The sequence below is a fragment of the Komagataeibacter xylinus genome (assembly GCF_009834365.1).
Classification (GTDB): domain Bacteria; phylum Pseudomonadota; class Alphaproteobacteria; order Acetobacterales; family Acetobacteraceae; genus Komagataeibacter; species Komagataeibacter xylinus_D.
On the sequence record NZ_CP041348.1, the window covers coordinates 1,000,013 to 1,019,687 of the forward strand.

Below are 19,675 nucleotides of genomic sequence, written 5' to 3' on the forward strand. Positions count from 1 at the left end.
TTTCAAAAAAGCGGCGTTCTTCTGAAGCTTTTTGAAAAAAGCTTCACCAAAAACTTCTTTTTTATTTACAGGATTTTTTGTGAGCAGGCTTTCCATGCAACCCCGACAGGCTTTCCAGCCATGCCATGGCGGCCGCGGCATCCGCCACGGTCTGGGCCGGGGCAACGGGTGGGCGATCGACCATGATCACGCCAAGGCCCAGCCTGCGGGCCGCCGCAAGCTTGGCCTGCGTGGCCGTGCCGCCGGAATTCTTGGTCACGATCACATCAATCCGTTCCCGGCGCAAAAGCGCCTCCTCGCCCGCTTCATCAAACGGGCCACGGGCCAGCAGCAGCCGCGTGCCTGCGGGCAGCAGGGCCGCATCAGGCGCGTCCACGCAGCGCAGCAGCCAGTCATGCGGCCCTGCGTGGTGGAAGGGCAGCAGGTCCTTGCGCCCCACGGTCAGCAGCACGCGCCGGGGTGTCGTGCCCAATGCGCCCGCTGCGGCCTGCATGTCGGGCACGCGGGTCCAGCGATCACCCGCCACAGGCGTCCAGCCAGGGCGTTCCACGCGCAGCAGTTTCACATGGGCCTGCGCGCAGGCAGTCACCGCATGGTTGCTCATCTGCACGGCGAAGGGGTGGGTGGCGTCAATCACCGCTTCGACATGATGGGCCAGCAGCCACTCACGCAGGCCGTCCACACCGCCAAAGCCACCAATGCGCACTTCAAGCGCAGGCAGGACCGGTGCGCGGGTGGCCCCTGCGAGCGAGACGGTAACCTTAAAACGGTCCGTGCGCTGCTCCAGCGCCGCATAAAGCTGGCGGGCCTCCGTCGTGCCGCCCAGAACCAGAACCCGCATCTTTTCCTTCCTGCTGCTTGTAAGGCCACACCATGAGCACGCCATGGCTGCATGTTATCGGCATTGGGGAGGATGGTGTCGAGGGCCTGCCCGCTGCCACCCGCGCCCTGATCGCGCATGCGGAAATGGTGGTGGGAGGCGCGCGCCACCTTGCCCTTGCGCACTCCCTGATAACAGGCCAGACGCTGGCCTGGCCGCACCCGCTGGCCGATGGCATTGCCGCACTGCTGCGCTGGCGGGGCAGGCGCGTGTGCGTGCTGGCCTCGGGCGATCCGTTCCTGTTCGGCATTGGCACCACCCTGCGCCGCCATGTGCCGTTGAGTGAGATGATGGGCCTGCCCGCCCCCTCCTGTGTTGCGCTGGCGTGCAACCTGCTGGGCTGGGCGGAGCAGGATGTGAGCCTGCTCTCACTATGCGGCCGCCCGATGGAAGCCATTGCCCCTGCCCTTCAGCCCGGTGGCAGGCTGGTCGTGCTCTCGGCGGATGAGCACACGCCACATGCCTTTGCCCGCTGGCTTGAGGGGCGCGGTTTTGGCGCCTCCGTGCTGCATGTGCTGGGTGCGCTGGGCGGTCCGGGCCAGAGCCACCACACCGCCACGGTGGCCAAGACTGCGCGGGGTGAAGGACCTCTGCCGCCCCGGCTGAACCTGATGGCGCTGGAAGTCATGGCCGACCGGAATGCGCAGGTCATCCCGCTTGCCTGTGGCCTGCCCGATGAGATGTTCGACCATGACGGGCAGATCACCAAGCGCGAGATCCGGGCGGTCACCCTCTCGGCACTGGCGCCACGGCGGGGCGAGATGCTGTGGGATATTGGCGGCGGGTCCGGCTCGATCAGCATTGAATGGATGCTGCGCCACCCGGCCAACCGCGCCATCGCCATTGAAAAATCACCCGCACGCGGCGCACGGATTGCCCGTAACGCGCTCACCCTTGGCGTGCCCGGCCTGCGCGTGATGGCGGGCGAGGCCCCTGCCATCCTGCCCCAAATGCGGGCCGAGGGGCTGGCAGCGCCCGATGCCATCTTCATTGGCGGCGGCATCAGCAACCCCGGCATGCTCGAGGCTGCGTGGGACGTTTTGCGCCCCGGCGGGCGGCTGGTAGCCAATGCCGTAACGCTGGAAAGCGAGGCCGCCGTAATCGCTGCCCATGCCCGCCGGGGCGGCACGCTGACCCGGCTGCATGTGGAGCGGCTGGAGCCGATCGGGCGCTTTCACGGCTTTCGCCCCGGCATGACCGTGACCAGCTACACCGTGAGCAAACCGGCATGATCGTGGCCGGTCTGGGCCTGCGCAGCGGGTGCGATGCGCACGCGCTCATCACCCTCGTGCGGGCCGCACAGGAACATTGCGGCAGGCAGGCGGAGCTTGTAGCCGTGCCTGCCTTCCGCTACCGCGAGGCGGGCGTACAGGAAGCCGCCCGCCAACTAGGTCTGGCGCTGCGGGCGGTAACGCATGAGGAACTGCTGGCGGCCCAGCCGCGCTGCGTCACCCGTTCCGCCCGCGCGCAGGAGGCCCTGGGCGTGGCCTCGGTGGCGGAAGGCTGTGCGCTGGCAGCAGCGGGGCCGCGCTCAAGGCTGATCGTGCCGCGCCTGACGGGCGGCAAGGCAACATGTGCCATGGCACAGGGAGAGGATGCATGACCGTACACTTCATTGGCGCAGGCCCCGGTGCCGCCGACCTGCTGACCCTGCGCGGGCGCGACCTGCTGGCAAAATGCCCGGTGTGCCTGTACGCAGGTTCGATCGTGCCGACCGAGATGCTTGAACACTGCCCGCCCGATGCCCGGCTGGTTGATACCGCACCCCTCACGCTCGACCTGATCGAGCAGGAATATATCCGCGCCCATGCGGCGGGGCAGGATGTGGCGCGGCTGCATTCGGGCGATCTTTCGGTGTACAGCGCCGTGGCCGAACAGATCCGCAGGCTCGACCGCAACAACATTCCGTGGACCATGACCCCCGGCGTGCCCGCCTTTGCCGCTGCGGCCTCCGTGCTGGGGCGCGAACTGACCGTGCCGGAAGTAGCCCAGAGCGTGGTCCTGACACGCGTGAGCGGCCGGGCCTCGGCCATGCCGGAGCGTGAAAAGCTGGCCGCCTTTGGCGCAACGGGGGCTACGCTGGCCATCCATCTGGCCATTCATGTGCTGGACCAGATCGTGGCCGACCTCACCCCGTTTTATGGCGCGGACTGTCCTGTGGCCATCGTGGCGCGCGCCACATGGCCCGACCAGCTCGTGCTGCGCGGCACGCTGGGCGACATTGGCGCAAAACTGGCCGAAAACCCCATAGAGCGCACGGCGCTGGTGCTGGTGGGCCGGGCGCTGGGTACGCATGATTTCCGTGAAAGCGCGCTGTACAACGCCGATTACCACCGCCGCTTCCGCTCCTAAACGTGCGGGAATCATTTGAGGAATAAAAAATAAAGTCTTGGTGCCGCCGAAAGTCTAAAAGAGCGGCATCGTTTAAAGCTTTTTGAAAAAAGCTTTACCAAAAACTTTTATTAATTTATTTCTTTTATTATTTAAGTATAATTATGGAAATGTTATCTTAATATATATCTTTATCTACAATTAAAAAAACAAAATCCCGTAAAAAATAAAAATTTCTGGTAAATATTTTCCAAAAATATTCAAAGAACACCGTCTTTTTGCAAACAGGCGGCACCCAAAAACGTTTATACTTTCAACCGGCAACCGGATGCGGACCATGCCGGGCCACCAGCGTGCCCGCGCGGTCAAACAGCAGCACATCCAGCACGCAGGGCGTGCCCGCCAGCACATCGCACGCCGTCTGCCACGCGCCACGCGCCACCGCCGGGCCAAGGGGGCAGCCTGCTTCGGCGGCCAGCGCGAAGGCGGCTGCGACGGAATGGGCCTGTGCAATGGCGTGCACCAGTGCATCCGGTGCCTCAATGCCGCGCGCAAGGTCTGCCAACCGGCTCATATCCGCCTGCCCTCGCCGGGAATGCAGGTCAAGGAACCCCTGCGCCAGTTTGGTCATCTTGGCCACGCCGCCGCCAATGGTGATGCGCGGCACAGGGTGACGGCGGAGGTATTTGAGCAGGCCACCGGCAAAATCACCCATTTCCAGCATGGCTTCCTCCGGCAGGTCGTATAGTGCGCGGGTGGCGCGTTCCGACACATCGCCCGTGCAGCCCGCCACATGGGGCAGGCCCAGCGCGCGGGCCACATCCACGCCACGGTGGATGCTGTCGATCCATGCAGCACAGGAAAACGGCACGACAATGCCCGTGGTGCCGAGGACGGAAAGGCCGCCCACAATACCCAGCCGGCCATTGAGCGTGTGCCGCGCCATCTCCTCTCCGCCTGCAATCGAGATGGTCACCTCCGCATCGGGTTCGTGCCCGTCCGTACCGGTCAGGGCCGTGCGGATCATGCGCCGGGGCACGGGGTTTATGGCAGGCTCGCCGGGCGGTATGGGCAGGCCGGGCAGGGTTACGGTGCCCACGCCGGAGCCCGCGCGAAACACCACGCCGCTACCTGGCGGGGCACGGCGTACATCCACGCGCACATGCGCGCCATGGGTCACGTCCGGGTCGTCGCCCGCATCTTTCACCACTTCTGCCCAGGCGCTGTCGGGGCCATGACCATGGGCCGCCAGCGCAAAGGCCACATCCTGGCCGCCGGGCAGCGTGATGGTGACCGGATCGGGAAAGCCCTGCCCGCACAACGCTTCCCATGCGGCCTTTGCGGCGGCGGTGGCGCAACTGCCGGTCGTCCACCCCCGGCGCAGGGTAGTATGGGTACGCTCCATCGGGATGACCTTCTCGTCCAACAGGGGTAAGGGTGGCATCGCTCGCCACGCTTTAGCAGGAACGCACATGATGACACGAGGGCTGATGATCGCCGCCCCCCGCTCGGGCGGTGGCAAGACCACGCTCACACTGGCCCTGCTGGCCGCGCTGCGCCGTCGCAATATAGCCGTGCGCGGGGCCAAGACCGGGCCGGACTATATCGACCCCGCTTTCCACGAGGCCCTGACCGGCCGCACCAGCCTCAACCTCGATAGCTGGGCCATGCCCCCGCACCTGCTTGATGGCGTGATGGCACAGGCCCGGAACGACTGCGACGTGCTGGTGACCGAGGCCTCGATGGGCCTGTTCGATGGATTGATGGGGCCTGCGGGCGCACGCGGGGCGCCAGCCGATATCGCGGCGCGATACGCCCTGCCCGTGCTGCTGGTACTCGACATTTCGGGTCAGGGCCAGTCAGCCGCCGCCACCGCGCTGGGCTTTGCAACACTGGACCCGGCGGTAAAGATTGCGGGCGTGATCCTCAATCGCGTCGGCTCCCCCCGCCATACCGCCATGGCCACGCAGGCCATGGAAGCCATTGGCCTGCCGGTGCTTGGCGCATTCGGGCGCGATACGCAGCTTGAACTGCCCGAGCGCCATCTGGGACTGGTGCAGGCCCGCGAGCATGGCGGCCTCGACGCGCTGGCCGAACGGCTGGCCACACAGGCCGAGCGCGACCTTGACCTTGACGCCATTCTGGCCTGCGCAGCCCCCCCGCGCCTGCCCACGCCCGTCAGCAGCCCGTGCGCCCTGCCGCCGCCGGGGCAGCGCATTGCGGTGGCGGATGATGCGGCATTCTCGTTCCTGTATGCCCATCTCATCGCGGGCTGGCGGCAGGCCGGGGCGGAACTGCATCCGTTTTCACCCCTTGCCGATGAAGGTCCGGGCAAAGACTGCGATGCCTGCTGGCTACCCGGCGGCTACCCTGAACTGCATGCGGGCCGCCTTGCCGCATGCGGGCATTTTCGCACGGCACTGGCCCATTTCGCCCGCACCCGACCCGTGCATGGAGAATGCGGGGGCTTCATGGTGCTGGGCGAGAGCCTGACCGACAAGGCGGGCGAGACCCACCGCATGACCGGCCTGCTCGGCCATGCCACCTCCTTTGCCAAACGCCGCATGAACCTTGGCTACCGCAGCGCCACATTGCGCGAAGGCTGCGCCATAGGCCCTGCAGGCACCGTGCTGCGCGGGCATGAATTCCACTACGCCACGGTAACCGACCCCGGCCCGGACACGCCGCTGGCTGACATGACCGATGGCTACGGCATGGACCGGGGCACGGGTGGGGCAAGGCGGGGGCATGTTTCGGGCACGTTCTTCCATGTGCTTTCTACGCTTGGACATGCAACCTGAAAGCGGAACAGTCCGTATCTGAAGCTTTTATTACGATTGAAGAATTTAAATTGTTTTATATCAAATGTTTATGGAAACATGATGACCGCTCGGAGGAACCGGACGTCATTTATTGTGAATTTGATGGCGAGAGAACCGAACTGAGAAAAATCGAGCTGTATGAAAATGGCCAGCACGGCGTGGCAACACAAACATTCTCGACCGGTGATACCCACCTCGCCGATATCGCCATCCCCCCGCTTGAAGAGATCAATGCCGACCCCCGGTTTGAAGCGCGTGACATAACCGCGGCGGAATTTGAGGCGGTATGGCAGGCGTGCCAGCCATACCGCGGCATGCACGCGCAGCAGTACTCAACGCAACCCCTGCACTGCAAACATATCGGCACCAGCGATAACGCAGGTATCGGGGCAAACGTGATGGACAATATTCCCGGCAGTATTTAATAATAATTATTACTTACTTTTACCATTCGGATTACTCCTGTCTTATGCGACTGAATGACCTGCCACGCGGAACCGACGCCGTGATCGACAGCGTTGATGATAACGGCAGCCCCGACCCTGTGGCGCAGCGCCTGCGTGAGCTGGGCTTTGTGCCGGGCGAGGCCGTGCGCATCGTGGCGACCGCGCCGCTGGGCGGTGACCCGCTGGCCGTGCGCATTGGCTTCACCCGCTTTGCCCTGCGCCGCACCGAGGCGCAGCGCGTGCGCGTGCATGTGGTAAAAGAGGCGGCATGACCCCGCTCAACATAGCCCTGGTCGGCAACCCGAACTGCGGCAAGACCGCCCTGTTCAACCTGTTGACCGGCAGCAGGCAGAAAGTAGCCAACTACGCTGGCGCCACCGTGGAGCGCAAGGAAGGCTGGTTCACCACGCCTGCCGGCCGCAGCGTGCGCCTGCTCGACCTGCCCGGCGCCTACAGCCTCAACGCCACCAGCCCTGATGAGGCGGTGACGCGTGATGTCTGCGCGGGCACCTATCGCGGCGAGACCGCGCCTGACCTGCTGGTCTGCGTGGCCGATGCCACCAACCTGCGCCTTCACCTGCGCTTCGTGCTGGAAATGCGCAGCCTCGGTCGCCCCGTGGTGCTGGCGCTGAACATGATCGATGCAGCCCAGCGCAGCGGCATGGAAATTGACCTGCCGCGCCTGCAGGCGGAGCTGGGCATGCCCGTCGTGCCCACGGTAGGCATCAGGCGCAATGGCGCGCGTGACCTGCTGGCCCAGCTCGATGGCGTACCGCCGCCCGTGCCCGCACCCCTGCCGCCGGGCACCGACCTGCACGCCATGGTGCGCCAGATCCTGGCAGACTGCGTTACCCACGCCACCCCATTATCGGACCGGATGGAGGAGCGGCTCGACCGCTGGGTGCTGCACCCGGTCTGGGGACCGGTGATCCTGCTCGTGCTGCTGTTCCTCATGTTTCAGGCGGTATTTGCCTGGGCGCAGCCGCTCATGGATGGCATTGACGCGGGCATGGGGCTACTGGGCGAGCAGGTGGGCCGCCTGATGCCCGATGGCGTGCTGCGCAGCCTGATCGTGGATGGCGTGATCGCGGGTGCTGGCAGCGTGGTGACCTTCCTGCCGCAGATCCTGATCCTGTTCCTGTGGATTCTCGCACTGGAGGAATCAGGTTACCTGCCACGCGCGGCCTTCCTGCTTGACCGGCTGATGTCGGTGGCGGGCCTGAGCGGACGCTCGTTCATTCCGCTGCTGTCGAGCTTTGCCTGCGCGGTACCGGGCATCATGGCCACCCGCACCATCCAGAACCCGCGCGACCGGCTGGTGACCATTCTCGTCGCCCCGCTCATGACCTGCTCGGCCCGGCTGCCGATCTATACCCTGCTGATCGGGGCGTTCATTCCGCACCGTAACGTGGCGGGCTTCATGAACCTGCAAGGCCTGGTGCTGTTCGGGCTTTACGCGCTGGGCATCGTGTCGGCACTGGTGGTGGCGCGCATCATGCGCTGGCGCAACCCCGACCGGCGCGAAGCCACCCTGCTGATGGAACTGCCCGCCTACCGCCTGCCCAACCCGCGTGACCTGGCGCTGGGGCTGTGGGAGCGGGCGCGCATCTTCCTCATGCGCGTAGGCACCACCATCGTCTCGCTGACGGTGCTGCTGTGGGGGCTGTCCAGCTTTCCCAAGCCGCCTGCGGGCGCCGTGGGGCCCGCCATCGACTGGAGCCTTGCCGGGCGCATCGGGCACATCATGCTGCCCGTCTTCGCGCCGCTGGGCTTCAACTGGCAGATCTGTGTGGCTCTCATTCCCGGCCTTGCCGCGCGTGAGGTGGCGGTAGGCGCGCTGGCCACGGTCTATTCGCTGGGCTCAGGGGCCGATACCGACCAGGCAGCCCTTCAGCTTGGCGGCATGCTGCCCACGCACTGGAGCCTGCCCACGGCGCTGTCGCTGCTGGCATGGTATGTCTATGCCCCGCAATGCGTGGCAACGCTTGCCGTCATCCGGCGCGAGACCGGTTCATGGCGCGTGGTGGCGCTGACGGCAGCCTACCTGTTCGGCCTGGCCTACGGTGCGGCCTTTCTCACCTATCACATCGCGCGGATGTTCTGATGCACGCGTCACAGTGGCTTCAGGCACTGGTGGCGGCAACGCTGGTTACGGCATGCGCCGCCTACTGGCTGGGGCGGATATTTCCCCGGCTGGGGCACAAAGCCTGGCAGGGCACGGGTGGCCTGCTCCGCTACCTCCATGCGCCCGAGGCCCTGATACGCCATGCGCAGACAAGAAGCCGCCCGCGCCCGAAGGGCGCATGTGGCGGCTGTTCGGGCTGCGCGGGCAAGGACGACTGCGGCCCGAAAACCTGACATGCGTGGAATATGGCAATTTTGCGTACGGGATGTGATGGATCAACCGCGCCGTGAATGCTATATGGACGCATCCGTTACGGAAATTATTAAAAACGGCGTTAATTCATATCAATGCGGTATAATGATTATCTTGGATAATATGTAATATGGTTATCATCATCCTATGATATTCCTGCGGCCGCCATACGCTGTCCCCGCCCGGACAATGGTGCGCCGCGCCCTGCATTTCAGGCCGCCTTATACCCCTGCCGCAGCCGCCTGCCGGTAGCTGCTCCTTGTCCTTTTTTCGAGGTAATTCAATGTCAAAGCCCAACCTGAGCGCTGAAGTCCTGATTTCGGCACTGGAGCAGGCCATAGACGCAACCGTGATTATTGATGACAGGAACGAGGTCATCTTCTTCAATCAGGCGGCGTCGAACCTGTGGGGCCTCGACAAGAAAGACGTGCTGGGCAAGAACGTGAACGTGCTGGTGCCCACGCTGCACCGGGACGGGCATGATGCCTTTGTCGAGCGCAGCCGGGGCAGCGAACACAACCGCATTGTCGGCACCTCGCGCGAGGTGGAGTTCACCCGCTCGGATGGGGAATATATCTGCGGCGAGCTTTCGCTGTCCAAGGTCGTGACCCATGACGGGCGCATCTTCTTCATGGGCGTGATGAAGAATGTCACCAACGAAAGCCAGCAGCGCAAGATCCTGATCCTGCAGAACGACGTGCTGCAGGCACTCGCCAGCGACATGATGATCCAGGACGTGGCCGACCTGCTGTGCCGCCGGGTGGAAAGCTTCGTGCCCGGCACGGTGGCCGTGCTCATGCTGATTACGCCAGACGGGCAACTGCGCGTCCTGTCCAGCCCCACGCTGCCCAAGCGCTACCGCGCCTCGCTCGAGAGCCTGTATGTCTCGTCATCCGAACTCGAGAAGCTGCGCGTCGACCCCAAGCATGCCACCCGCATGGTGTGGGACAGCTACCGCTCGCTCGGCATCTCGCTCGGCCTGCAGCAGTGCTTCTGTACTCCGGTCAGCACGCGTTCGGGGCAGGTGAAGGGCATTTTCGCCCTCTATGCGCGTGAAGACCAGGGCCGCAATACGTGGCCGCAGCGCATTGTCGATTCGTGCATTCCCTTCTGCGCGCTGGCATTCGAACAGAACGCGACGCAGGAGCATATCTCCCACCTTGCCAATTTTGACAGCCTGACCGGGCTGCTCAACCGCTCCTCGGTGCACAAGGTGATCGAGAACATGATCAGCAAGCAGGATGGCAACCTGCAGTTCGCCATCTTCATGCTCGATATCGACCGTTTCCGCGATATCAATGATGCGCTTGGCCATGTCTATGCTGACCAGTTCCTAATCGAGATCGCAGGGCGCATCCGCTCCATCGCCAAGGAGGATTACGTGCTCAGCCGCTCGGGCGGCGATGAGTTCGTGGTGGTGGTGCCCAACTGCCCGCACAAGGAAGCCACAGCCTTTGCCGAGCACCTGCTCGCCTCCATGACCATGCCCATGCAGATCGGCCAGAACACGCTGACCATTTCATGCTCGATCGGCATCAGCACCTACCCCGATAACGGGCCGGACAGCGAATCCCTACTCAGCACCGCCGATGTGGCGCTGCGCCAGGCAAAGGAAGACGGGCGCGGCATCTTCCGCTTCGCCAATCTGGAAAAGAACCAGGTGGCGCAGGACCGGCTGGTGCTTGGCTCGGCGCTGCGTGACTCGCTGGCCAAGGGCATGCTCAACCTGCATTACCAGCCACAGGTGCGCACCCACACGCTCGAGCTCAGCGGCGTGGAAGCCCTGTCGCGCTGGCACCATCCGCACCTTGGCAACATCTTCCCCTCACGCTTCATCGCCGTGGCGGAGGAGACCGGCCAGATCGAGGCCATTGGCCGCTGGTCACTGCTTGAGGCGTGCCGCCAGATCGTGAAATGGGACCGCGACGGCGTGCATGTGCCCACCGTGGCCGTGAACCTGTCTGCCGTGCATTTCCGCAACCGCGCGCTGCCCGAGCATATCGCCGCCCTGCTCAAGGGTCATAACCTCAAGCCCGCGCGCCTGACGGTGGAAATTACCGAAAGCGTGATGATGGATAACAGCCGCGACACCGAGGAAGTGCTCCAGTCGATCCGCAATATCGGCTGCGGCCTGTCTATGGATGATTTCGGCACCGGGTATTCATCGCTCTCGCGGCTCACGCGCCTGCCGCTGACCGAGATCAAGATCGACCGCAGCTTCATCAATGATTTCGAGCACGACACCAATGCCCAGGCCGTGACCATGGCAGTGATCGGCATCGGCTCGCGGCTGGGCATGACGGTCGTGACCGAAGGCGTCGAGACCGAACAGCAGCGCGACCTGCTGGAAAAGCTGAATTGCGACGTGATGCAGGGCTACCTGTTCGCCAAGCCGCTCGCACCTGACGACTTCGAGAAGTGGATGCGCCACCACCAGACGATCCGGCAAATGCTGCCCGCCGCGCCAGCTGCCAAAAATGTTTCGTCAAAAAAGAAATCATCCTAAATTACCAACAGGTCAATTCAGGTTTTCCGATCCGTATCCGAGGTAACAGAATGTCCGCACCGCATGATAACAGGCTCCGTGCCCTTACACATGAAGATGCCGACTTCTGGGCGGACGTGGTGGATAATGTCCTTATTGTTGCGGTAACCGACCGTAAGGGCATCATTACATACGTCAATGATAAGTTCTGCGAGATCAGCCAGTATTCCCGCGAGGAACTGCTTGGCCACACCCATCGCATCCTGAACTCGGGCGAGCACGGGAAGGCCTTCTTCCGCGAGATGTACCAGACCCTGCTGGCAGGCCGCACCTGGTATGGCAACCTGTGCAACCGCGCCAAGGATGGCAGCCATTACTGGGTGGCCACCACCATCATGCCGCACCGCAATCCGCAGGGCGAGATTACCGGTTTCGTGGCAAGCCGGTTTGAAATCACGGAACTGATGAACACCAAGGTCCGGCTCAAGAAACAGGCCGCGACCGATGTACTGACCGGGCTGCTCAACCGTGGCGGCTTCAATGCCAGCCTTGTCACGGCCCTCGAGAACGCCAAGCGCCCGCACCCCGAGCCGCAGGCGCTGGTCATGTTCGATCTTGACGGGTTCAAGCCTGTCAATGACATCCATGGCCACCATGCGGGCGATGAAGTGCTCAAGATGATCGGGCAGCGCCTGCTCGAGCTGATCGGCCCCGATGATGCGATCAGCCGGCTTGGTGGCGATGAGTTCGCCATCATCCTGCGCCGCAGCCTCAAGCTCATGCCGCTCGAGACCATCCTGACCAAGGTGCAGAACCTTCTTGAAGAGCCGATCATGCTGGACAGCGCCACGGTGCGCATATCCGGCAGCATCGGGGCCACGCCTATCACGGCGGCGGACACGCTTGAGGGCCTGCAGAAAAACGCCGATGTAGCGGTCTATGCCGCCAAGCAGTCAGGCGGCAAGCAGGCGCGCATGTTCACGCCGAGCCTGCACAAGACCACGATGGAGCGCGCCAAGATCCTGACCGAGGCCCGCAAGGGAGTAGAACTCAGGCAGTTCGAGGTTTACTACCAGCCCATACTCAACGCGCGTACCGGCCGCATCGAGCAGGCGGAAGCGCTGATGCGCTGGCATCACCCCGATCGGGGCCTGCTCTCCGCCGGGGCGTTTACCGATGTGTTTGCCGACTCGGCTCTGGCCCAGATCATGGAGACGCACCTTGTGCAGTCCTTCCATGACGATATCCAGAAATGGAAGGAAGCGGGCCTGCCGAGCCTGCGGCTGGCGGTGAACCTGTCGCATCTGGACCTGCTCAACCTGGAGCAGCAGATCGACCTGTTCAGCGAGATCCGTGAACTCAACCTTGAGCCCTCCACCTTCATGCTGGAAGTGACCGAGCAGATGCTGCAGGGGCGGCGGGCGGAAAAAAGCCGCCTGCGCCTGCGCGCCCTGGCGGAAGACGGATTTGGCCTGGCAATGGACAATTTCGGTTACGGCACGGTGCGCCTGTCCACCCTGCGTGAACTGCCTCTGCAGTCGCTCAAGCTCGACCGCTGCCTCGTACGCGACATCGCCACCGACACGGAAGCCCGCAGCCTGCTCGCTGCCCTCATCAAGCTTGGTCATGGCTATAATCTGGCCGTAACGGTGGAAGGCGTGGAAACACAGGAAGAATTCGACACCGTGCGCGCGCTGGGCGTGGATTACGTGCAGGGTTTCTTCATCTCACGTGCGGTTTCCGCAACAGAGTTGATCCGTATTACCCAGCGCGATGCCTGGAACCCCGTGAAGACAACCACGGCCTGAGAGAGCGTGGGCTATCTTTTTTAGAAAGACGGCGGGCTTCTGAAGCTTTTTTTCAAAAAGCTTCACCAAAAACTTCTTTTGTCATTCATAAAAAAACCCACCCGGCAACAAGGCCACCGGGTGGGTTTTTTGTTACTGCGCCGGGTCAGATATGGATGGCGCGCTTGTCCACATCGAGTGCCGCTTCCTTCACCGCCTCGCTCAGCGTGGGGTGGGCATGGCAGGTGCGGGCAATATCTTCCGACGAGGCGCCGAACTCGATCGCCATGGTGCATTCGGCAATCAGTTCGCCCGCCATCGGGCCGATAATGTGCACGCCAAGCACCTGGTCGGTCGTGGCATCGGCCAGAACCTTCACGAACCCGTCGGTCATGCCGATGGCGCGCGCGCGACCATTGGCGGTGAAGGGGAATTTGCCAACCTTGTAGGCAACGCCCTCTTCCTTCAGGTTCTCTTCGGTCTTGCCCACGGTCGCCACTTCCGGCCACGTATAGACCACGGCCGGGATCGCGCCGTAATTCACATGGCCTGCCTGACCTGCCAGCAGCTCGGCTATGGCAACGCCTTCTTCCTCGGCCTTGTGGGCCAGCATGGGGCCTGCAATCACGTCGCCAATGGCATAGATGCCGGGCACACTGGTGGCGTAATGCGCGTCGGTCACGATACGGCCGCGCTTGTCGAGCGCGATACCCGCTTCCTCCAGCCCGAAGCCCTTGCTTGCTGCCGTGCGGCCAATGGCCAGCAGCACCACGTCGGCTTCCAGCGTTTCAGCCGTTCCGCCCTTGGCGGGTTCCACGCTCAGGGTCACGCCCTTGGGGCTTTTCTCGGCCTTGGTCACCTTGTGGCCCAGCTTCATCTTCAGGCCCTGCCTGGTCAGGATGCGCTGGAAGGTCTTGGCCACCTCGTTATCGGTGCCGGGCACCAGACGGTCGAGATATTCAATAACCGTCACATCCGCGCCAAGGCGGTGCCACACGCTGCCCAGCTCAAGGCCGATCACGCCGCCACCAATCACCACCATCTTTTTGGGCACGGCAGAAAGCTCAAGCGCACCGGTGGAGGTGACGATCTGCTTTTCATCCACATCCACGCCCGGCAGGCCCGCACTGTCGCTGCCGCTGGCAATGACGATGTGCTTTGCCGTAACCGGCTTGCCATCAACCGTGATGCGCCCCGTGCCCTCGATCTTGCCGGTGCCCTTGAGCCAGGTGACCTTGTTCTTCTTGAACAGGAACTCCACGCCCTTGACGTTCGCATCAACCACGGACTGCTTGCGCGCCATCATCTTCGCCAGATCCAGCTTCACGCTGTCGATGATGATGCCCATCTCGCCATATTCATCCTTGGCGGCATGGAAGTTCTCGGACTGCTGCAACAGCGCCTTGGACGGGATACAGCCCACATTGAGGCAGGTGCCCCCAAGGGTGGCGCGCTTTTCCACGCAGGCCACCTTGAAGCCAAGCTGGGCTGCGCGAATGGCGCACACATATCCACCCGGGCCCGCGCCGATCACGATCACGTCGTAATCCGTCTCGCTCGGTGCCTCGGCTGCGGGCTTCGCCGCAGGGGCTGCCGGGGCAGGTGCGGGTGCAGCAGCCTGCGCGGGTTTTGCGGCGGCAGCCGGAGCCGCCTTGGCGCCACCCGCACCTGGCGTAAGGGTGGTCAGCACGGTGCCGACCTCGACCTCATCGCCTTCGTTGACGGCATGCGCACCGAGCACGCCTGCCTGCGGGGCGGGCACTTCCACGCTGACCTTGTCGGTTTCCAGCTCAGCGATCGGGTCATCGGCATTGACCGCGTCACCGGGCTGTTTGAGCCATTTGGCGACCGTGGCCGTGGTCACGCTCTCGCCCAGCGTGGGCACCTTGATATCGATTGTCATGTCTTGTCAGTCCTGCTTGCTATGCGGTTGCGCGTAGGGGCCGCGACACTGGCGCGGCCCCGGCAGGCATCAGACCTGCAGCAGCAGACGGCGCGGATCTTCCACGTTCTGCTTGACGCGCACAAGGAAGCTGACCGCCTCCTTGCCATCCACGATCCGGTGGTCGTAGGTCAGCGCGATATACATCATCGGGCGGATCACCACCTGCCCGTTCACCGCCATCGGGCGCTCCTGGATGGCATGCATGCCAAGGATGGCCGACTGCGGCGCGTTGATGATGGGCGTGGACATGAGCGAGCCATAGATGCCGCCATTGGTGATCGAGAACGTGCCACCCGACAGTTCATCGATCTTGAGCGTGCCTTCGCGGGCCTTCTTGCCAAAGCCTGCAATCGCGCTTTCGATCTGTGCGAAGCCCATCTTGTCGGCATCGCGGATTACGGGCACGACCAGCCCGTTGGGGCCGCCCACGGCAATGCCGAGGTTGACGAACTCGCGGTAGATCACGTCATCGCCGTCGATCTCGGCGTTGATGGCCGGGAATTCCTGCAGCGCCGCAATGACCGCACGGCTGAAGATGGACATGAAGCCCAGCTTCACGCCGTTATGCTTCTTGATGAACAGTTCCTTGTATTCGGCGCGCATCTGCATCACCGCCGACATGTCCACCTCGTTGAAGGTGGTCAGCAGGGCTGCGGTGTTCTGCGCATCCTTCAGCCGGCGGGCAATGGTGCGGCGCAGGCGCGTCATCTTCACGCGCTCTTCACGCGGGTCGTCCTGACGCGGCGGGCGCGGGGCGGCGGCAGGAGCAGCCGCGCGCGGCTGTGAGAGGAAGCTCTGCACGTCGCCCTTGGTGATGCGCCCGTCCTTGCCCGTGCCGGTGCCGACCTGGGCGGGCGTTACACCCTGCTCGGCCATGGCCTTGCGCGCGGCGGGGAAGGCCACGTTGGCCGCACCCTGTGCCGCCACATCGGATGGCGGGGTGGCAGGCCGCGCCACCGGGCCCGGGGTTGCGGGCTGGGCCTGCACGCCAGCGGGGGCGGCTTCCTTCTTGGGCGCGGGGGCGGCAGCAGCCTTGGGGGCTGCGCCACTACCGGCCTCGATGGTGGAGAGTACGGTGCCCACTTCCACTTCGGCGCCTTCAGGCACCAGCAGCGGGCCAAGCACGCCAGCCTGCGGGGCGGGCACTTCCACGCTGACCTTGTCGGTTTCCAGCTCCACCAACGGGTCATCCTCGTTCACGGCGTCACCCGGCTGCTTGAGCCACTTGGCGATGGTTGCCGTGGTTACGCTTTCACCCAGTGTCGGTACCTTGATCTCGGCAGACATTTCCTGTTTCCCAATCCCTTGGCCGCCCCTGCCCCAACCGGGCTGCGGGGCGGCCCTATTCGTTATTTGGGGGTGCGGCCGGCAGGCCGCCCCCGTGTTGTGTGTGCTCTATCCGGCCCGTATCAGGCGCTGACGCCCAGCGCCTTGTTCACCAGTGCCGCCTGCTCGGCCACATGCACCTTGGCCAGACCCGTGGCCGGGCTTGCCGCCGCAACCCGCCCCACAAAGGTCGGGCGCGTGCTTTTGTGGCCAATATCGGTCAGCACGCCCTCGATCAGGCGATCGACAAAGGTCCAGCCGCCCATGTTCTCGGGTTCTTCCTGGCACCAGATCACCTTGGCCTGCCTGTAGCGGGCCAGTTCCTCGCCCAGCATCTTGGCCGGGAAGGGATAGAACTGCTCAAGGCGCAGGATGGCGACGTTATCGAGCTTGCGCTCGCGGCGCTCGGCCAGCAGGTCATAATAGACCTTGCCCGAGCAGATCACCACGCGGTCCACCTTGTCGGGGGCTGCAATCGGGTCGATCTCGCCAATGACCGGCAGGAAGCGCGTGCCCGGCCCGAAATCCTTGAGTTCCGACACCGCCAGCTTGTGACGCAGCAGGGACTTCGGCGTCATGATGATCAGCGGCTTGCGGTAGTCGAGGAAGAGCTGGCGGCGCAGCGCGTGGAAGTAGTTGGCAGGCGTGGTGATGTTGCACACCCGCATGTTGTTCTCGGCGCACAACTGCAGGTAGCGCTCGAGGCGGGCGGAGGAATGCTCCGGCCCCTGCCCCTCATAACCGTGGGGCAGCAGCATCACGAGGCCCGACATGCGCAGCCACTTGGTCTCGCCCGAGGCAATGAACTGGTCGATGATGACCTGCGCGCCGTTGGCGAAGTCACCGAACTGCGCCTCCCACAGCACCAGTGCGTTGGGGTCGGCCAGCGAGTAGCCGTATTCAAAGCCCAGCACCCCGAATTCGGACAGCAGCGAGTTGTAGATCTCGATGGCCGCCTGATCCTTGGCGATGTTGTTGAGCGGCACGTAGGTGTTCTGGTTCACCTGATCGATCAGCACCGCATGGCGCTGGCTGAAGGTGCCGCGCTGGCAATCCTCGCCCGAAAGGCGGACATGGTGCTTGTCGAGCAGCAGCGTGCCGAAGCCCAGCGCCTCGCCCGTGGCCCAGTCGATGCCCGCGCCGGTCTCGAACATCTTCGCCTTGGCCTTGAGCTGGCGGATGATCTTGGGGTTGGCGTTGAAGTCATCGGGCACATGGGCCAGCGATGCGCCAACTTCCTTCAGCCGGTCGATGGCAACACCGGTTTCGGGCGCGGGCAGGGTCGTGTCGACCGGTGGCGGCTTGAGGCCCTTCCACGCACCTTCCAGCCAGTCGGCCTTGTTGGGCTTGTAGCCCTGTGCGGCCTGATAGGCCTGCTCGAGCCTGTTGTGGAAGCCATCCCACTCGGCGGTCACTTCAGCTTCGGTCACCACGCCTTCGCGCACAAGGCGGTCGGAATAGAGCGTGCGGATGGTAGGCCGCGCCGCGATGGCCTTGTACATGGTGGGCTGTGTGAAGGACGGCTCATCGGACTCGTTATGGCCGTGGCGGCGGTAGCCCACGATGTCGAGCACCACGTCGGATGCGAACTTCTGGCGGAACTCGGCGGCAAGGCGCGAACAGTAGATCACCGCCTCCGGCTCGTCGCCATTGACGTGCAGGATCGGCGCCTGCACCGCCTTGGCCACGTCCGTGCAGTACAGACCCGAGAAGGAATGGACCGAGACGGTGGTAAACCCGATCTGGTTGTTGACCACGACGTGGATCGTGCCGCCGGTGCGGTAGCCGATCAGCTGCGACATGGCCAGCGTTTCATACACGATGCCCTGGCCCGCAAACGCCGCATCACCATGCAGCAGCACGCCCATGTGGCGGCCACGCTGGTGGGGGTCGTCATCATCCTGTGTTGCGCGCACCTTGCCGATCACGACCGGATCGACCGCCTCGAGGTGCGAGGGGTTGGGCTGGAGCGAGATATGAACGGGGGTGCCGCCAATCTCGACATCGGTGGAGGTGCCGAGATGGTATTTCACATCGCCCGAGCCCTGCACGTCGTCGGGCTTGAAGGACACGCCGGCGAATTCGCTGAAGATGGCGGTGTAGGGCTTGCGCACGATGTTGACGAGCGTGTTCAGACGCCCGCGATGCGGCATGCCGATGGCCACCGAGCGCACGCCGCCCGAGGCCGCCTGGTCGATGATGGCGTGCAGCGCGGGGATGGTCACGTCCTCGCCCTCAAGGCCGAAGCGCTTGGTGCCCACATAGCGCTTCTGGCAGAAGGACTCGAAGCCTTCCGCCTCGGTCAGCTGCTGCAGGATGACCTTCTTCTGCTCGGGGCTTGCGCCCTTGCGCCAGTTATCGCCCTCAAGCCGCGCCTGCACCCACATGCGCTGCTCGGGATCCTGGATGTGCATGAACTCCGCACCGATCGGCCCGCAATAGACCGCGCGCAGGGCATCGAGCACCTGGTTGATGGTGGCGGTGTCCGAGCCGATCAGGCTGGCGACGATGTGGCCGAGATAGATCGGGCGGTCGCAATCCTTGGGGCCGAAGCCGTAGGTGGCAGGGTCGAGATCCGCATGGGGCTTGGGCACCTGCAGGCCAAGCGGGTCGAGCCGGGCCTCAAGATGGCCACGCACGCGGAAGGCGCGGATGAGCTGGGTCGCGCGCAGGCTGTCATCAGCCGCCGCCTTCAGGCTCTCCGCCGTAACGCCCGCCGCCTTGCCGTTGGGCAGGGGGGCCGGTTCATCGCCGGTGATGATATGCGGGCGCGGCGCCCAGGAGGCCCCTTCCGCATCATGAACGATTTCGGTGCCTTCCTCATGCAGTTCCTGGAACAGGGAGGCAAAGGAAGGATCGACGCTGTTGGGATCGGCCACCCAGCGCGCATACAACTCGGCCAGATAGGCCGTATTGGCGCCGCTGAATGCGGTCGAAAGAATATCTACGCCCGCCATATTGAAGACATCTCCTCGCTGGCGGCCTTTGTGGCCGCGCTATTTCCGGGTCCGGCCTGAAACGGCAGCCAGCCCGATTTGTATCGCTACCCTAGCCGCACCCTTGCCGGGATACCGCCATCATTCATCAGGATCAGGTCTGCTTGCCGCGCATACTGACATTTTCGTGCCTGACCCGTGATGGCGGGGCGTGGCGCTGCAAAACATCGCTTTTCGCGGCACGGCACCCGGCTGATGCGAACTTGCCCATACCCAAGCAAAGACAGTGCCGCTTGCCTACCGCCCCGGCAGTCACACCACCGCCATAATCGTCACGATG

General features: G+C 63.9%; 15 protein-coding genes. 10 read left to right on the plus strand and 5 right to left on the minus strand.

Translation table 11 applies throughout. From position 1 onward, the window contains the following. Positions 1-61: 61 nt before the first annotated feature. The gene (locus FMA36_RS04735) at positions 62-841 is read right to left on the minus strand and encodes a cobalt-precorrin-6A reductase (RefSeq protein WP_159261207.1); all 780 of its coding nucleotides are present in this window, start codon (positions 839-841) and stop codon (positions 62-64) included. 32 nt (positions 842-873) lie between these two features. Between FMA36_RS04735 and cbiE the strand changes: the two genes are divergently transcribed. The 3 genes from cbiE to cobM are packed head-to-tail and all read left to right on the plus strand — an operon-like array spanning position 874 to position 3,232. Further along, positions 874-2,112, plus strand: coding sequence for a precorrin-6y C5,15-methyltransferase (decarboxylating) subunit CbiE (gene cbiE, locus FMA36_RS04740; RefSeq protein ID WP_159261209.1), 1,239 nt, complete (start codon positions 874-876; stop codon positions 2,110-2,112). Beyond that, positions 2,109-2,483 carry a cobalamin biosynthesis protein gene (locus tag FMA36_RS04745; RefSeq protein WP_159261211.1) on the plus strand — a complete coding sequence of 125 codons (375 nt, stop codon included), beginning with the start codon at positions 2,109-2,111 and terminating at the stop codon, positions 2,481-2,483. Before cbiE ends, FMA36_RS04745 begins: the two co-directional genes overlap by 4 nt. Further along, positions 2,480-3,232: a precorrin-4 C(11)-methyltransferase gene (gene cobM, locus FMA36_RS04750; RefSeq protein WP_159261213.1), complete on the plus strand. Its 753-nt coding sequence runs from the start codon at positions 2,480-2,482 to the stop codon at positions 3,230-3,232. Before FMA36_RS04745 ends, cobM begins: the two co-directional genes overlap by 4 nt. A 292-nt stretch (positions 3,233-3,524) precedes the next feature. On the opposite strand, the gene FMA36_RS04755 is transcribed toward cobM, so the two are convergent. Next, entirely contained in the window at positions 3,525-4,616 is a 1,092-nt protein-coding gene (locus FMA36_RS04755; RefSeq protein WP_159263622.1) for a cobalt-precorrin-5B (C(1))-methyltransferase, read from the minus strand. Positions 4,617-4,686: 70 nt separating this feature from the next. Here FMA36_RS04755 and FMA36_RS04760 point away from each other — a divergent pair, with 70 nt between their 5' ends. The 7 genes from FMA36_RS04760 to FMA36_RS04790 all read left to right on the plus strand — a co-directional run bounded on the left by FMA36_RS04760 (position 4,687) and on the right by FMA36_RS04790 (position 13,149). Next, positions 4,687-6,012: a cobyrinic acid a,c-diamide synthase CobB gene (locus FMA36_RS04760; protein WP_240906548.1), complete on the plus strand. Its 1,326-nt coding sequence runs from the start codon at positions 4,687-4,689 to the stop codon at positions 6,010-6,012. Positions 6,013-6,062: 50 nt separating this feature from the next. Next, positions 6,063-6,458, plus strand: coding sequence for a DUF6881 domain-containing protein (locus FMA36_RS04765; protein ID WP_159261216.1), 396 nt, complete (start codon positions 6,063-6,065; stop codon positions 6,456-6,458). Positions 6,459-6,502: 44 nt separating this feature from the next. Then, a complete protein-coding gene (locus FMA36_RS04770; RefSeq protein ID WP_159261218.1) occupies positions 6,503-6,751 on the plus strand; it encodes a FeoA family protein in 249 nt (82 codons plus the stop codon). Beyond that, the gene (gene feoB, locus FMA36_RS04775) at positions 6,748-8,583 is read left to right on the plus strand and encodes a ferrous iron transport protein B (protein WP_159261220.1); all 1,836 of its coding nucleotides are present in this window, start codon (positions 6,748-6,750) and stop codon (positions 8,581-8,583) included. The genes FMA36_RS04770 and feoB overlap by 4 nt, the downstream gene beginning before the upstream one ends. Next, a complete protein-coding gene (locus tag FMA36_RS04780) occupies positions 8,583-8,837 on the plus strand; it encodes a DUF6587 family protein (RefSeq protein ID WP_159261222.1) in 255 nt (84 codons plus the stop codon). The genes feoB and FMA36_RS04780 overlap by 1 nt, the downstream gene beginning before the upstream one ends. 302 nt (positions 8,838-9,139) lie before the next feature. Next, entirely contained in the window at positions 9,140-11,362 is a 2,223-nt protein-coding gene (locus FMA36_RS04785; protein WP_159261224.1) for an EAL domain-containing protein, read from the plus strand. Positions 11,363-11,412: 50 nt separating this feature from the next. After that, positions 11,413-13,149 (plus strand): putative bifunctional diguanylate cyclase/phosphodiesterase, encoded by a 1,737-nt coding sequence (locus tag FMA36_RS04790; protein WP_159261226.1) that lies wholly within the window; start codon positions 11,413-11,415, stop codon positions 13,147-13,149. 145 nt (positions 13,150-13,294) lie between these two features. Here the strand turns inward: FMA36_RS04790 and lpdA are convergent, their stop codons facing one another. The 3 genes from lpdA to FMA36_RS04805 form a co-directional block, all read right to left on the minus strand. Then, positions 13,295-15,031: a dihydrolipoyl dehydrogenase gene (gene lpdA / locus FMA36_RS04795; protein WP_159261228.1), complete on the minus strand. Its 1,737-nt coding sequence runs from the start codon at positions 15,029-15,031 to the stop codon at positions 13,295-13,297. A 69-nt stretch (positions 15,032-15,100) separates the two neighbouring features. After that, the gene (odhB, locus tag FMA36_RS04800) at positions 15,101-16,360 is read right to left on the minus strand and encodes a 2-oxoglutarate dehydrogenase complex dihydrolipoyllysine-residue succinyltransferase (protein WP_159261230.1); all 1,260 of its coding nucleotides are present in this window, start codon (positions 16,358-16,360) and stop codon (positions 15,101-15,103) included. A 122-nt stretch (positions 16,361-16,482) separates the two neighbouring features. Continuing rightward, positions 16,483-19,356 carry a 2-oxoglutarate dehydrogenase E1 component gene (locus FMA36_RS04805; protein WP_159261232.1) on the minus strand — a complete coding sequence of 958 codons (2,874 nt, stop codon included), beginning with the start codon at positions 19,354-19,356 and terminating at the stop codon, positions 16,483-16,485. Positions 19,357-19,675 lie beyond the last annotated feature (319 nt).

Coding starts and splice junctions, on each gene's coding strand:
- cbiE (WP_159261209.1), top strand. CDS start 874: ATGAGCACGCCATGGCTGCATGTTATCGGCATTGGGGAGGATGGTGTC.
- FMA36_RS04805 (WP_159261232.1), bottom strand. CDS start 19,356: ATGGCGGGCGTAGATATTCTTTCGACCGCATTCAGCGGCGCCAATACG.
- FMA36_RS04785 (WP_159261224.1), top strand. CDS start 9,140: ATGTCAAAGCCCAACCTGAGCGCTGAAGTCCTGATTTCGGCACTGGAG.
- FMA36_RS04735 (WP_159261207.1), bottom strand. CDS start 841: ATGCGGGTTCTGGTTCTGGGCGGCACGACGGAGGCCCGCCAGCTTTAT.
- odhB (WP_159261230.1), bottom strand. CDS start 16,360: ATGTCTGCCGAGATCAAGGTACCGACACTGGGTGAAAGCGTAACCACG.
- lpdA (WP_159261228.1), bottom strand. CDS start 15,031: ATGACAATCGATATCAAGGTGCCCACGCTGGGCGAGAGCGTGACCACG.
- FMA36_RS04770 (WP_159261218.1), top strand. CDS start 6,503: ATGCGACTGAATGACCTGCCACGCGGAACCGACGCCGTGATCGACAGC.
- FMA36_RS04790 (WP_159261226.1), top strand. CDS start 11,413: ATGTCCGCACCGCATGATAACAGGCTCCGTGCCCTTACACATGAAGAT.
- FMA36_RS04760 (WP_240906548.1), top strand. CDS start 4,687: ATGACACGAGGGCTGATGATCGCCGCCCCCCGCTCGGGCGGTGGCAAG.
- cobM (WP_159261213.1), top strand. CDS start 2,480: ATGACCGTACACTTCATTGGCGCAGGCCCCGGTGCCGCCGACCTGCTG.
- feoB (WP_159261220.1), top strand. CDS start 6,748: ATGACCCCGCTCAACATAGCCCTGGTCGGCAACCCGAACTGCGGCAAG.
- FMA36_RS04780 (WP_159261222.1), top strand. CDS start 8,583: ATGCACGCGTCACAGTGGCTTCAGGCACTGGTGGCGGCAACGCTGGTT.
- FMA36_RS04755 (WP_159263622.1), bottom strand. CDS start 4,616: ATGGAGCGTACCCATACTACCCTGCGCCGGGGGTGGACGACCGGCAGT.
- FMA36_RS04745 (WP_159261211.1), top strand. CDS start 2,109: ATGATCGTGGCCGGTCTGGGCCTGCGCAGCGGGTGCGATGCGCACGCG.